This is a genomic window from Halorubellus salinus, from assembly GCF_020567525.1.
GTDB lineage: Archaea > Halobacteriota > Halobacteria > Halobacteriales > Natrialbaceae > Halorubellus > Halorubellus salinus.
Genome location: NZ_JAJCVI010000005.1, coordinates 214,108 through 227,766, shown reverse-complemented (window position 1 = coordinate 227,766; position 13,659 = coordinate 214,108). Strand labels below are relative to the sequence as shown.

At 69.5% G+C, this 13,659-nt stretch carries 15 protein-coding genes; 10 read left to right on the top strand and 5 right to left on the bottom strand.

The features are described 5' to 3' along the window. Positions 1–121: 121 nt before the first annotated feature. Positions 122–1,162, bottom strand: a complete 1,041-nt coding sequence (locus LI336_RS20225; RefSeq protein ID WP_264475483.1) for a DNA primase large subunit PriL — start codon at positions 1,160–1,162, stop codon at positions 122–124. A 156-nt stretch (positions 1,163–1,318) separates the two neighbouring features. Here LI336_RS20225 and thpR point away from each other — a divergent pair, with 156 nt between their 5' ends. From thpR to LI336_RS15285, 4 genes are all read left to right on the top strand, one after another. Then, positions 1,319–1,873, top strand: coding sequence for an RNA 2',3'-cyclic phosphodiesterase (gene thpR / locus LI336_RS15300; protein ID WP_227134020.1), 555 nt, complete (start codon positions 1,319–1,321; stop codon positions 1,871–1,873). 157 nt (positions 1,874–2,030) lie between these two features. After that, complete coding sequence (locus LI336_RS15295; protein ID WP_227134019.1) at positions 2,031–2,183, top strand: 50S ribosomal protein L39e; 153 nt, start codon at positions 2,031–2,033, stop codon at positions 2,181–2,183. Between the two features lie 2 nt (positions 2,184–2,185). Next, complete coding sequence (locus tag LI336_RS15290; protein ID WP_227134018.1) at positions 2,186–2,464, top strand: 50S ribosomal protein L31e; 279 nt, start codon at positions 2,186–2,188, stop codon at positions 2,462–2,464. 2 nt (positions 2,465–2,466) lie between these two features. After that, positions 2,467–3,132, top strand: coding sequence for a translation initiation factor IF-6 (locus tag LI336_RS15285; RefSeq protein WP_227134017.1), 666 nt, complete (start codon positions 2,467–2,469; stop codon positions 3,130–3,132). A 30-nt stretch (positions 3,133–3,162) separates the two neighbouring features. Here LI336_RS15285 and LI336_RS15280 read toward each other — a convergent pair whose 3' ends face one another. After that, positions 3,163–5,244 carry a DUF7289 family protein gene (locus tag LI336_RS15280; protein ID WP_227134016.1) on the bottom strand — a complete coding sequence of 694 codons (2,082 nt, stop codon included), beginning with the start codon at positions 5,242–5,244 and terminating at the stop codon, positions 3,163–3,165. A 415-nt stretch (positions 5,245–5,659) separates the two neighbouring features. Here LI336_RS15280 and rpl18a point away from each other — a divergent pair, with 415 nt between their 5' ends. The 6 genes from rpl18a to LI336_RS15250 all read left to right on the top strand — a co-directional run bounded on the left by rpl18a (position 5,660) and on the right by LI336_RS15250 (position 11,163). After that, positions 5,660–5,836, top strand: coding sequence for a 50S ribosomal protein L18Ae (gene rpl18a / locus LI336_RS15275; protein ID WP_227134015.1), 177 nt, complete (start codon positions 5,660–5,662; stop codon positions 5,834–5,836). Further along, positions 5,833–6,294 (top strand): prefoldin subunit alpha, encoded by a 462-nt coding sequence (pfdA, locus tag LI336_RS15270; RefSeq protein WP_227134014.1) that lies wholly within the window; start codon positions 5,833–5,835, stop codon positions 6,292–6,294. Before rpl18a ends, pfdA begins: the two co-directional genes overlap by 4 nt. A 6-nt stretch (positions 6,295–6,300) precedes the next feature. Beyond that, positions 6,301–7,548 carry a signal recognition particle-docking protein FtsY gene (gene ftsY / locus LI336_RS15265; RefSeq protein WP_227134013.1) on the top strand — a complete coding sequence of 416 codons (1,248 nt, stop codon included), beginning with the start codon at positions 6,301–6,303 and terminating at the stop codon, positions 7,546–7,548. Positions 7,549–7,626: 78 nt separating this feature from the next. After that, positions 7,627–8,199 carry a response regulator transcription factor gene (locus LI336_RS15260; protein WP_227134012.1) on the top strand — a complete coding sequence of 191 codons (573 nt, stop codon included), beginning with the start codon at positions 7,627–7,629 and terminating at the stop codon, positions 8,197–8,199. A gap of 327 nt (positions 8,200–8,526) precedes the next feature. After that, the gene (locus tag LI336_RS15255; RefSeq protein ID WP_227134011.1) at positions 8,527–9,933 is read left to right on the top strand and encodes a signal recognition particle protein Srp54; all 1,407 of its coding nucleotides are present in this window, start codon (positions 8,527–8,529) and stop codon (positions 9,931–9,933) included. Between the two features lie 3 nt (positions 9,934–9,936). Then, positions 9,937–11,163, top strand: a complete 1,227-nt coding sequence (locus tag LI336_RS15250; RefSeq protein ID WP_227134010.1) for an MFS transporter — start codon at positions 9,937–9,939, stop codon at positions 11,161–11,163. A gap of 30 nt (positions 11,164–11,193) precedes the next feature. Here LI336_RS15250 and surE read toward each other — a convergent pair whose 3' ends face one another. The 3 genes from surE to upp form a co-directional block, all read right to left on the bottom strand. Continuing rightward, a complete protein-coding gene (gene surE, locus LI336_RS15245) occupies positions 11,194–12,060 on the bottom strand; it encodes a 5'/3'-nucleotidase SurE (RefSeq protein WP_227134009.1) in 867 nt (288 codons plus the stop codon). Positions 12,061–12,490: 430 nt separating this feature from the next. Then, positions 12,491–12,700 carry a DUF7569 family protein gene (locus tag LI336_RS15240; RefSeq protein ID WP_227134008.1) on the bottom strand — a complete coding sequence of 70 codons (210 nt, stop codon included), beginning with the start codon at positions 12,698–12,700 and terminating at the stop codon, positions 12,491–12,493. 65 nt (positions 12,701–12,765) lie between these two features. After that, entirely contained in the window at positions 12,766–13,443 is a 678-nt protein-coding gene (upp, locus tag LI336_RS15235; protein ID WP_227134007.1) for a uracil phosphoribosyltransferase, read from the bottom strand. Between the last annotated feature and the right edge of the window lie 216 nt (positions 13,444–13,659).

Here is a 13,659-nt window from a genome sequence, read left to right as displayed (position 1 = left end):
ACCCGCCGGCGACGGACGCATTCTATGGACCGACGAGAGCGCCGCGAGCGCTGACGCACTGGCTTCGACGTGAGCGACGCAGGTGGGGACGCACTGGCTTCGACGTGAGCGCTGCGAGCGGTCAGTCGCCGGCGGACTCGACGCGCGTCTCGTAGTACGAGAGCGGATGCTGGACGTCAGCGCAGAGGTCGTCCTTGTTCACGCAGTCGCCGTACGCGTCCATCGTCTCGCACGAAGGCAGCGGGTACTCGACGCCGCGTTCCCCGGCGACGCGCTCGAGGCCGTAGCGGACGCGCTGGGCGAGCACGGGGTCCTCGCCCTCGGCGACGTCGAGGAGTTCGAGGACGTCGTCGGCGTCCATCCCGATGGCGGCGCAGAACGAGCACAGCGAGAACCACGAGTGCGCGGGTAGCTCCTCGCCGTCGCGAGCGCGCTCCAGGAGCGCGTGCACGCACGGCGGGAACAGTTCCGGGACGACGCGGTCGATGTCGACCGCGACGTCGATGTCCGCGAGCACCTCCTCGACGCGTCCGACCGCGTCGGTGAGCGCGTCCGCGATGGCGTCCGGGACCGACAACGGGAGGCCGTCGGCGACCCGGTCCTCGATGGCTTGCCGGAGCAAGACGAGCAACTCGTCGCGCTCCACGGGCACCTCGCCGTCGGCGAGCTCGCGGCGGTTCAGCCGCCACGCGTCGCCGTCGAGGTTCGACGACAGTCGCAGGTACGCGGTCACGGTCACGCGGTACGCGTCCTCGCCGGCGACCGGCTCGACGGCGTCGTCGAGCCCGAACTCCGACAGCAGTCCCGACAGCGACACCTCGCCGCCCGACCCGTAGGAGAGGTCCGCGTTCTCCGTCACGTCCGCGCGGATGCGTTCGACCGCGGTCGCCGCCTCCGCCTGCGCGTACGTCCGCGTCACCGCGGGCTCGTCGACGAGCGACACGAGCACGCGCGCGACCGGATACGAGAGCAGTTCCGTGCGCGTCCGCCGGCGCGGCGCGCCCACGTCGCCCTCCGTGAGCGCGGCCGTGACGCGCTCGACCGCGCGGTCGACCGCCGGCGCGTCACCGCGAGCGACGAGCTCCCCGAGGTCGACGGCCGCGTCGTCGACCGCCTCCCGCGCGCTCTCGAAGAACGGGTATCGCGCGTGCAACGACTCCATGCCAGGGTCTTACCGAGCGCCGTCGAATAAGCGCGACGGTCCGCGCTCCCCGCGAACCCCATCCGTCGGGCGGGGATTGAACGGGCGCATATCAGTCGTCGGGCGGGGATTGAACGGGCGTGGGGGTTTACGGTCGCGCGCGCACGACTCGAGAACATGCGACTGTTCGTGAGCGTCGACCTCCCCGACGCGCTCGCCCCCGCCGTCGCCGACGTCCAATCGCTGTTCGCGGACGCCGCCGGCGTCGACCCCACGGACCCCGAGGGGACCCACGTCACGCTGAAGTTCCTCGGCGAGACCCCCGAGCATCGCCTCGACGCGGTCGCGGACGCCGTTTCCCGCGCCGTCGACGACGCCGACGTCGACCCCTTCGAGGTCGAGTACGGCGACCTCGGCGTGTTCCCGAGCCTCGACTACATCAGCGTCGTCTGGATCGGCGTGCGTCGCGGCGACCTCGAACTCGCGCACCTCCACGACGCCATCGAGCGCGAGACGACCGCGCTCGGCTACGACCCCGAGGACCACGACTTCACGCCCCACGCCACCATCGCTCGCGTCCGCCACGGCGGCGGCAAGGATCGGGTGCAGGCCGTCGTCGTCGAGGAGGAACCGACCGTCGGCACCGCGCTCGTCGACGAGGTTCACCTCACCGAGAGCACGCTCACCGACGACGGCCCCGTCTACGAGACCGTCCGCGCGTTCGAACTCTGAGCGCAGTCGACGGCACGAAGCCCGTGACGCGAAACGTCGACGACCTGGACCTCCGTCGAGTACACCGTCGACGACGCTGCCACCGACCGCGACAACCCTCCGCACACGACGGCGAAAGGACAACCCTATAAGGTCCCACGCGATAGTCTCGGCCACTATGAGCAAGAAGTCGAAGGCGAAGAAGAAGCGCCTCGCCAAGCTCGACCGACAGAACAGTCGGGTGCCGGCGTGGGTCATGCTCAAGACCGACATGGACGTCCAGCGGAACTACAAGCGCCGGAACTGGCGGCGTAACGACACGGACGAGTAACGATGAGCGCAGAAGAATTCGAAGAGCGCGTCGTTACCGTCCCGCTCCGAGACGCCAAGGCCGAAGCGAAGCACAAGCGCGCGGACAAGGCCATGACGCTCATCCGCGAGCACCTCGCACAGCACTTCAAGGTCGACGAAGACCAGGTCCGTCTCGACCCCTCGATCAACGAGGCGATCTGGAGTCGCGGCCGGAAGAAGCCCCCGAGTAAGGTTCGCGTGCGCGCAGCGCCGTTCGACGTGGACGGCGACCGCGTCGTCGAAGCCGAGTACGCAGAATAACGGTGCTACGCACCGCGTTCGTCGGATCGCCGTACGTCGGCGTGTTCGCTCGCGCGACCGACACTGTACTCGTCGTTCGACCGGACGTCGACGACGAACTCGTCGACGCGCTCGCCGACGAGCTCGAGGTCCCAGCGATTGCCACGAACATCGGTGGGTCCGCGACCGTCGGGTCGCTCGTCGCCGGGAACTCGAAGGGGCTCGTGGTCACGGGCCGCATCCGCGACCGTGAACGCGACCGTCTCGAGGACGCCGTGGACGTCGACGTCGGCGTGCTCCCGGGTCGCCGGAACGCCGCGGGGAACGTCGTGCTCGCGAACGACGCGGGCGCGTACGTGCACCCCGAGCTGAGTGACGACGCGACGGCTGTCGTCGAGGAGACGCTCGACGTGCCGGTCGAGCGCGGCGAGCTCGGTGGCGTTCGAACCGTCGGGACTGCGGCGGTGGCGACGAACGACGGCGTGCTCTGTCACCCGAAGGCCACGGAGGAAGAGCTCGCGGCGCTCGACGAGCACCTCGGCGTGCACGCGGACGTCGGGACCGTGAACTTCGGCGCGCCGCTCGTCGGCTCCGGGTTGCTCGCGAACGACCACGGGTACGTGGTCGGCGAGGACACGAGCGGTCCGGAGCTGACGCGCATCGAGCAGACGCTCGGCTTCCTCGACTGACCCCGTTCGGGGTCGCGAGGCGTTTCTTCTTCACGCGACACTGACGGCGTCGAGCGACGCACGCGGCGTCGGTCGTGCGTCGACGGCGGCCCTGGCTCGTCGGTCGACGGCGGTCCCGAGTCCTGGATCGGCGACTGACCTGCGTTGACTGCTCGCGAGCGCGTCGCCTCCGCGAGCGATGCGGGCGGATCCGTCGGTGACGTTGACGTCGTCGTACGTGACGGAGATGACGTAGCCGTTCTCGATGGGCGGGTCGACGTAACTGAGGCCGGCGGTGGTCACGTCTGGTGCACCGTCGCCGTCGTCGTCCGTGGCGACCTGGTTCCGCAGCGACTCGTCGAAGTGGAACTCGGCCTGCTGTTCGAACGTGACGGTGCCGCCGACGAGCGCGCCCCAGACGTCGACGCGCTTCCCGAGGCTGATGGTGCCGTCGTCGGCGGCGTTCCCGGGCGCGTAGAGCACGCCCGTGAACGTCGTCGGGTTCGACGACGGAGCGTCGGCGAACGTCGCGCCACACCCGGACTTGCACGCGACGACGAGCGCGTTCGACCGGTACGTTCGCGTGCCGCCGTCGAGGACGCGCACGGTCGTGCCCTCGCCGACGAACAGCTGGTCGCCCGCGGTCGTCGATTCGCCGACGAACGCGTGCACCTGGCCGTCGCCCTTGACGGTCACCGTGGCGTCAGCGCCGATGTCGACGTCCTCCGCGATGGCGAGCACGACGTCGCCGTCGGTCGTGTCCAGGGTGAGGTCGGTCCCGGCTGGCACGGTCAGTTCGTCGAGGTAGTACACGCCGCTCTCGACGGTCGCACTCGAGGCCGTGTACTGGACGCCCGACACGTCGATGGCGGACTCGTTGTCGTTCGTGTTGTACGTGCTCGCGGTCGCGACCGTCCGGTCGATGGTCGCGTCCATCGGCGGAACCACCGGGAGCTGCGTGCCGTTCCCCCGCGTCCCGCCGATGCGTTCGGCGCGCTCGCTCGGGCTCGACGGCTGCAGCGCGGTGACGGGGCCGCTCGCCGTGGAGTTGTTCACGTAGACGTCCTCCGTGACGCAAAGATCGCCGCCGGAGCCACAGGACTCCGAGAGCGACACCGACCCTTCCGCGTACACGTTCCCCGCGATGGTCGCGCCGTTCGCCTGCACGGCGACGCTGCCGCGCGTCATGACGGTGCCTCCGCTGTCGTACGTCGGCGTGGCGCCACCCCACGGGCCGTCCCTGCTGTCGTAGCTGTCGACGGTCGCGTGCTGGGTCTGCAGCAGGAGTTCGCCCGAGGACGCCGTCGAGAAGATCGCGCCGTACACCTGGACGCCCTCGAACGTGAACTGGTCCGGGTGGACGCCCGCACCCAGGGGCGCGGTGACCGACGCGGTCTTCGTCCCGTGGTCGACGCTGTGGTCGGCGACCGCGCCGAACTCGCGCTCGAAGTACCGATGCCACGCCCGATAGTGGTCGCTGCCCGCGACGGTGATGGTGACCTCGCGCACGTACTCGAGGTCGGCGGCGCCGTCGTCGGTGAGACAGAGGTCGTCCTGGATGGTGTCGCCCGCGCGGTCGGCGCTCGCGAGGAACTCGCGCCCGTCGACGTCGCCGGTGACGTTCGGCACCGGGAACGACACCGTCCGGATCGGGTGGCCGTTCACGTGCTCGGTGCGGTATTCGAGCGCGGGCGACTGCAGGATGGTCGTCCCGCTCGCCGACCGCCTGAAGATGGCGCCCGCCTGGTACGCGACCGTGACGCCCGAGCCGGTGTCGGCGACGACGGTCCCGAGGTCGGTCGCTGCCGTACACGCTGTGCGTCCGTTCACCTGGACGCGGAGCCGGCCGTCGGCCTCGACGCGGACGTCGCGCGCCGAGTCGCCGAGGTCGACGAGTTCGGTCGCACCGCTCCCGGTGTGCGCGACCGACGCGAACGTCGCGCCGGCGGCCTGGAGCGAGGTCTCCACGCCGTCGGCCGCCGAAGCGTCCTGCACGGACGCCTTCGCGTCCATCCCGGTGGCGTAGACGAGCCCGGCACCGGCGACGACCAGCCCGAGCATGAGCACGACGCCGACGACGGGTGCGGCCGCGCGCCCTCGCTCGCGTCGCCGGCCGAATCCGAGCGGCTCCATGATAGCTACCAACTCACCAGGATTGGAGTTAGTTAGAGACCAGCTATGGCTGTCGTCCGCGACGGGAACGGGCGCATACGCGGACGGGAACGAGCGCATACGGTAAGCGTGACGAGCGGTTCCGCCAGCGAGACCGAGCGGTTCCACCAGCGTGACCGAGCGCATCGCTCACGCGACCGACGCATCCCTCCACTGCGACGAGAGCCGGCACCGACCGGGTGCAGCGTCGACCGACGCGAGTTCCAACCACGGCCGAACCCGCCGTAGACGTGACCTACTCGCGCATCGACGGTCGCCGGCAGTCCGTGGTGCCGGCGTACCGCCGGATATCACCGGCGTTCACCTGGCGAGCACGCCACAGCCCCAGGACATTGAAGTGAGAAGATTCTTCCCCCTAGGCGACGGATTCGACTACATGAGTGAGTTCACTATCCGCGGGACGTTCCAGACGAAGCGCGGACGGAACAACTTCGAGACGACGATCGACGCGACGAACGAGAACGTCGCTCGCGAACACACGTACGCGAACTTCGGCAGCCGCCACGGCTGCACGCGTCACCAGGTCGAGATCGAGGAGGTCGAAGCACAATGATGGGTGGTGGTGGCGGCGGTGAACTCCAGCAGCTCTCCCAGGAACTCCAGCAGATCCAGGAGGAGATAGAGGGTCTCGAAGCGGACATCGAGGACCTCCGCGACGAGAAGACCGAGATCGACGAGGCCATCGAGGCCCTCGAGACCCTGGAGACGGGGTCGACGGTGCAGGTGCCCCTCGGCGGCGACGCGTACGTTCGCGCGGAAGTCCAGGACCTCGACGAGGTCGTCGTCGGACTCGGCGGCGGGTACGCGGCCGAGCAGTCCGAGGCCGACGCCATCGAGACGCTCGAGACGAAGAAGGGCGTCGTCGACGACAAGATCGACGACGTCTCCGCGGACATCGACGACCTCGAAGCCGAGTCCAGCGAGCTCGAGGAGAAGGCCCAGCAGATGCAGCAGCAGCAGATGCAGCAGCAGATGCAGCAGATGCAGCAGCAGGAAGGCGACGACGAGTAAGGCTCGATGTTCGACAGTCTGAAGGAGAAGCTCGGGAGCTTCCGGAAGGACGCCGAGGAGGCGGCCGAGGAGAACGCCGAGGAGCTCGACCCCGAGGACGCCGAGGTCGCTGACGGCGAGGTCGTCGACGCGGCCGACGTCGACGGCGACGAGGCTGGCGCGACCGACGACGCAACCGCGTCGACGGACGCAGCGACCGCTGTGGACGACGCGGACACCTCGGATGCGGCGGCCAGCGACGCGACCGAGGCGGAGACGGTCGACGCTGACGCGGCCGATGCGGAGGCAGTCGACGCCGACGCGGCCGACGCGGGCGTGGCGGAGACCGACGCGGACGACGAGACGGACGACGAGGACTCGAAGTCGACGGGGTTCGCCCGGAAGGCGAAGTCCCTCGCCACGGGCAAGTTCGTCATCGAGGAGGAGGACCTCGAAGGCCCCCTCCAGGAGCTCGAGATCGCGCTATTGTCCTCGGACGTCGAGATGGGTGTCGCCCAGCAGATTCTGGACAACATCCGCGAGGACCTCGTCGGGGAGACTCGGAAGTTCACGGAGTCGACCGGGTCGGTCGTCGAGGAGGCGCTCCGGAACGCGCTCTACGACGTCATCAGCGTCGGCCAGTTCGACTTCGAGCAGCGCGTCGCCGAGGCCGACAAGCCGCTCGTCATCATCTTCACGGGCGTCAACGGCGTCGGGAAGACGACGAGTATCGCGAAGATGGCGCGGTACTTCGAGGAACGCGGCATGTCGTCGGTGCTGGCGAACGGCGACACGTACCGTGCGGGTGCGAACGAGCAGATCCAGGAGCACGCGGACGCGCTCGGGAAGAAACTCATCAGGCACGAGCAGGGCGGTGACCCGGCGGCGGTCATCTACGACGCCGTGGAGTACGCGAACGCGAACGACGTGGACGTCGTCCTCGGCGACACCGCGGGCCGTCTCCACACGAACGAGGGCCTGATGGACCAGCTCGAGAAGATCGGGCGGGTCGTCGGCCCGGACATGACGTTGTTCGTGGACGAGGCGGTCGCGGGCCAGGACGCCGTGCAGCGCGCGAAGCAGTTCAACGACGCGGCGGAGATCGACGGCGCCATCCTGACGAAGGCGGACGCGGACTCCAACGGTGGTGCCGCCATCTCGGTCGCGCACGTCACCGGGAAACCCATCCTCTTCCTCGGCGTCGGGCAGGGGTACGACCACCTGGAGCGGTTCGACCCGGACCGGATGGTCGACCGGCTGCTCGAGGATGACTGACGGCGCGGTCACGACGATTCTTCTTCGCGGTCGGCTACAACGGCTAAGTCGCTCCACATATTAGTGCCCGGATAGCAGATGCCAGGAGACCAGGAGACGACCGTGCTCGTCGTCGACGATGAGGAGAAGCTCGCGAACATGTTCACGCTCTGGTTGCGCGGAGAGTACGACGTTCGCACGGTCTACGAGGGGGAGGCGTTCCTCGCGGAGGTGGACGAGGACGTCGACGTGGTGTTACTCGACCGACGGATGCCGGGGTACTCCGGCGACGACGTGCTGGAGATGCTGGAGCGACGGGACGCGGACCCCGCGGTCATCGTGGTGACCGCAATCGACCCGGAGTTGGACGTGCTCGAGATGCCGTTCGACGATTACCTCGTCAAGCCCGTGCAGCACGACGAGCTCGTGGACGCGATCGAACGCCAGATGCGGGTGCGCGAGCACGATGCGGACCTCCAGCGGTTCCTGCGACTCGAGACGAAGCGGCGCGTGTTGCTCGCCGAGCACCGCGAGATGGCGCTCTCGGGGCGCTCGGAGTGGGAGTCGCTCGTCGAGGAGTACGACGAACTGAAGGACCGCCTCCAGCGGACCGTCGACGACTTCGACTCGGTACTCGAGGCGTACCGGTCCTCGCACCGCGGTCGGGCCTGAGGCGATTCTGTCCTCGCATCACGGTCGGGCCTGAGGCGATTCTGTCCTCGCATCGCGGTCGCTCACTGTCGTCGAACGCGGTCGCTCGCGGGTGGCGTGCGAAAGTGGTGATGGAAGTGGAGGATGACAGCCAGCGTCGGTAGCTGACTCACCCACAGCCAGCGGTGGCGAGGCACCAGCTGCGTTCACGAATACAGGATTCCCTCCTGAAAAAGTTATCGCGAAGACAGTTCCTGTCCGAGTGGTGAGGTGTCCGGCGCGGACTCGGTTGGTCCTCGTGCGCGAGAAAAAGGCCTTTAGGTGGGAGTCCCGTACCTGCGTCCAATAATGGTACTCGACGACCTCGGAAGCTCTCTGCGGGGCACGCTCGACACGCTCCGCGGGAAGTCACGCATCTCGGAGGAAGACGTCGAGGAGGTCGTCAAGGAGATCCAGCGGTCGCTCCTGCAGGCCGACGTCGACGTCTCCCTCGTGATGGACCTCTCGGACCGCATCAAGGAGCGGTCGCTCGACGAGGAACCACCGAAGGGAACCACGGCGCGCGACCACGTCCTCCGCATCGTCTACGAGGAACTCGTCGACATGGTCGGCGAGTCCACGGACATCCCGCTCGAAGAGCAGACGATCCTGCTCGCGGGCCTCCAGGGGTCGGGGAAGACGACGAGCGCGGCGAAGATGGCGTGGTGGTTCTCGAAGAAGGGCCTCCGCCCTGCAGTGATCCAGACGGACACGTTCCGCCCGGGTGCGTACGACCAGGCGAAGGAGATGGCGTCGCGCGCGGAAGTCGAGTTCTACGGCGACCCCGACTGCGACGATCCCGTGCAGATCGCTCGCGAGGGCCTGGAGGCGACGTCGGACGCGGAAGTGCACATCGTGGACACGGCGGGGCGGCACGCGCTCGAGGACGACCTCATCAGCGAGATCGAGGAGATCGAGCGCACCGTCGACCCGGACCGGTCGCTGCTCGTGCTCGACGCCGCCATCGGGCAGGGCGCGAAGGACCAGGCGAGTCAGTTCGACGAGTCCATCGGCATCGACGGCGTCGTCATCACGAAGCTCGACGGGACCGCGAAGGGTGGCGGTGCACTGACCGCGGTCGACCAGACCGATTCGTCCATCGGGTTCCTCGGCACCGGCGAGGAGGTCAAGGACATCGAGCGGTTCGAGCCCGAGAGCTTCATCTCGCGCCTGCTCGGGATGGGTGACCTGAAGCAGCTCACCGAGCGCGTCGAGCGCGCGATGGAGGAGACGGGCGACGAGGAGGACGACTGGGACCCCGAGGACATGCTGAAGGGGGAGTTCACCCTGAAGGACATGCAGAAGCAGCTGGAGGCGATGAACAACATGGGGCCGCTCGACCAGATCATGGACATGATCCCGGGGATGGGCGGCGGCATCAAGGACCAGTTGCCGGACGACGCGATGGACGTCACCCAGGACCGGATGCGGCGGTTCGAGATCATCATGGACTCGATGACGGAGAAGGAGATGGAGAACCCGCGTGGCGTCGGGCAGACGCAGGTCGAACGCATCGCGCGCGGCTCTGGCTGCGACGAGGAGGAGGTCCGCGAGCTCCTCCAGCAGCACAAGATGATGGAGCGCACCCTCAAGCAGTTCCAGGGCGGGATGGACGGCGACATGCAGCGGATGATGAAGAAGATGCAGGGCGAGGGCGGTGGCGGCATGGGCGGCATGGGCGGTATGGGTGGCGGCAAGGGTCCCTTCGGCGACTGAGCGGTGGGCTGGCGTTCGTTCCGGTCGCGGGTCGCGCGCGGCGACGCGCTCGCGCTGACGGCGAGCATCTGGTTCCTCGCGAAGTTCCTCCGGTACCTGTTCCCGCCGCTGTTCCCGACCTTGACTGGCGAGTACGGCGTGTCGAACGCGGTGGTCGGTGGGGCGTTCACCGCGTTGATGCTCGCGTACGCGGCGATGCAGTTGCCCTCTGGCGTGCTCGCGGATCGCTTCGGCGGGTGGCGCGTGGTCACCGCGGGCGCGCTGATCGCGGCGGTCGCGTCGCTCGCGCTCGCCGCGCCACTGGCGGTCGGCTCACCGCTGCCGTTCGCGGTCCTCGTCGCGGCGATGATCCTCGTGGGCGTCGGCACGGGGATGCACAAGACCGTCGCCGTCCCGCTCCTGTCGCGGGTCTACTCGCGGCACCGCGGTCGGGCGCTCGGCGTCCTCGACACGTTCGGGGCGTTCGGCGGTGTGGTCGCACCGGTGGCGGTGGTCGCGGTGACGACGGGCGTGCTCGCGGACGCGTTCGACTGGCCTGGCGTCTTCCTCGCTGCGGGCGCGATCGGGCTCGTGCTCGCCGGCGCGTTCGCGCTCCGCGTTCCCGGGCGCGTCGGCGACGCCGGCGCGGGCGACCCCGACAGCGGGACGTCGCTCTCGGCGTACGCGGCGCTGTTCGCGGACCGCGACGTCGCCGCGTTCGTCGCCGTCACCGTCCTGTTCTCCTTCTCGTACAACGGCGCCGTCGCGTTCCTCCCGACGTATCTCGTCGACGTCGGCGGGCTGTCGACCGCGACCGCGGGAACGGTGTACGCGGTGTTGTTCGCGGTGAGCGTCGTCCAGGTGGCGACGGGTGCGGCGAGCGACCGTCTCGGGCGACTGCCCGTCATCGCGGCGGCGCTCGCGCTCGCCGCGGTCGGGCTCGCGCTCGTCGTCGCGGTCCCGACCGCGGGCGTCCTCGTCGTCGGTGCGAGCGTCGTCGCGTTCGGTCTCGGCAGTCACGGGTTCCGGCCGGTCCGGGGCGCGTACCTCGTGGAACTCGTCCCGGACGACGTCGCCGGTGGTGCGCTCGGCGTCGTCCGCACCGCCATCATGGGCGTCGGCGCGGTGGCACCCGCGACCGTCGGCGTCCTCGCCGAAGCGTACGGGTTCCAGGTCGCGTTCGGCGCGCTGCTGGCGGCGCTCGTCGGCGCGCTCGTCGCGCTCGCCGCGGTCGCAGCGTTCTCGCGGTGACCGGCGGGTCGGGCCCGACTGGCCGTCGGGCTACTCGTCGCCGGCGTCCGCGAGCGCGGTGCGAGCGCGGTCGACCGACCGGACGACGCGTTCGAGCGCGTCGGTCTCGAGCGCGTTCCGCGGCGCGGTCAGCCCGGAGACGCCGACCTCGCCGTCGATGACGGCGCGCCGCTCCGTGCCGACGGGGTAGCGCTCGCGGTGCTCGTCGATGCCCGGCATCGGGTTCTCCCAGCCGACGACGTGCGGCCACAGCGAGTCCTCGAGACCGATGACGTCCTGGTCGTTCGCGACGTCGACGGGGAGGTCGTCGGTGTCCTCGTGGCGTTCGACGTGCAGGTCGAAGTCCGCGTCGGGTCGCGTGAGGCGGACGCGCGCGTCGGCGTCCTCGATCGGCGCGTTCACGTTCAGGACGTCGACGTCGTCGAACACGCCGGCGTCGAGTGCGGCCGCGACGACCTCGCGGGCGACGCGCGCCGGCGGGTCGAAGTCGTGGTCGTCGGGCGGATGCACGTGGAAGTCCCGCGAGTGGTACGCCGACACTGCGACCGCGGGCGTCCCGAGGAACGCGGCCTCCATCGCGGCGCCGACGGTCCCGCTGCGGCCGAGGACGTACGCGCCGAGGTTCGGGCCGTGATTGGCGCCGGAGACGACGAGGTCGAACTCGGTGTCGAGGCCGCGCAGGGCGTACGCGACGCAGTCCGCGGGCGTCCCGTCGACCGCGTACCCCCACGGGTGTTCCTCGCGCGTGACGTACTGCGAGCGTTCCCGGCCGACGCCGCTCTGGTTCTCGGCTGGCGCGACGACGGTGACGTCCCCGAGCGCCCGCAGTTCCTCGTAGAGCGCCGCGAGTCCGTCCGCGTCGATACCGTCGTCGTTCGTCAGGAGAACGTCGGTCATTGCGGGAGCGTTGGCGCGGGCGGCCAAACGGCTTTCGCCTCGGTCGGGGCCGTGGTGGCTCGCGGACGCTGGAGCGACGGCGAGACGACGTTCTCGCGGTCACCGGCCGCGTCGTCTCCCGTGGACCGACGCACATCGGTCGTCACACCTCACGCCACCGCCCCGACGACGCCTCCGAAGGGTCGTTTCGTCCCGAGGTCGAACGACTCACACCCCGGCGCAGTATCCGGGTTCCGGACCCGAAACGAGGGGGTTCGGTGGCGTGCGCTCGCGAGCGCTCCGGAGCACTCCCCATCGACGACGTGGCCTCGAGACCGCTCACGAGCGCTCGAGGGGTCCGTCTCCCGTGGAGCGAACGACGACCCGGACGCGCCGCTGTCGGGCGGTCTAGACGCGAAACGAAGGGGTTCGCTGGGCGAGCGACGACGGGTCAGTCGACGATGATGTCGTCGTCGTCGATCGTCGGCTCGTCCATCCCGCCCGGTTGCATCTCCGCCTGATAGCGGTCGATCCAGCCCGCGAAGCAGTCCGGGCACAGTCGCTGGGAGTCTATCTGGGTGCGGTCGACCGCCAACCGCACCGTCCGCGCCAGCGCGTCGGACACCGCGTCCCCGCAATCGTCGCACGCGTCCTCGGTCATGCCCGCTACGTGCACGCCACTCGTAATAAACCCCCGTTCCGTGCGGCCGCTCGCTACGTTCCGCGCTACGTCGTCCGGAACGCGCGGTCGCCCGCGTCCCCGAGCCCGGGGACGATGAAGCCGTTCTCGTCGAGCTCGTCGTCGATAGCGACCGTCAGGAGGTCCGCCTCCGGGCACTGCTCGGCGACGCGAACGAGGCCTTCCGGCGCCGACACCGCCGACAGCGCGACGAGGTGCTCGGGCTCGGGCGCGTTCTCCGTGACGTGCTCGAGGACGCGCCCCATCGTCGACCCCGTCGCGAGCATCGGGTCCGCGACGATGACCGTGTCCTCGGACGTTATCTCCGGGAGCTTCACGTAGTCGACCGTGATCGGGAACTCGCCGTCCTCGTTCCGCCCGGCCTCCTCGTCGCGGCTCGCGGAGATGACGCCCTGGCGAGCGCGCGGGAACGCCTTCAGGAGCCCCTCGACGAACGGCGTCGCCGCCCGCAGCACGTTCACGATGACGACGTCGTCGAGCCCCTTCACGCGCTCGCCCATCGTGTCCGCGAGCGGCGTCTCGATCTGGACGTACTCCGTCTCCATCCGACCGTCGATGATCTCGTACCCACAGATACGGCCGAGTTTCACGAGGCCCTTCCGGAACGCCACCTGCTCCGTCTCCACGCTCCGGAGCTTCGAGAGCGTGTCCTTCGCGAGCGCGTGCGTGACGAGGTACGCCTCGTCGCGGTTCTCGATGGTCATACTCGAACGCGCGATTCGTGGGCAATAGAAAGTACCGGTCGGAACCGACGGGAGAACGCCCCAGCGCGCGGCGAACGCACGGTCTCGCGTGCGCTGTCGCCCGGCAGCGGCGTCCCGGAGGGCTTCGTGCGCGGCGGTGCTGGCCGGACGCGATGGTCGCCCTCGGGTGGCGGCCGCGGCGAACGCCCCGGCGACAGCGATCCGTGCCGGCTGGTA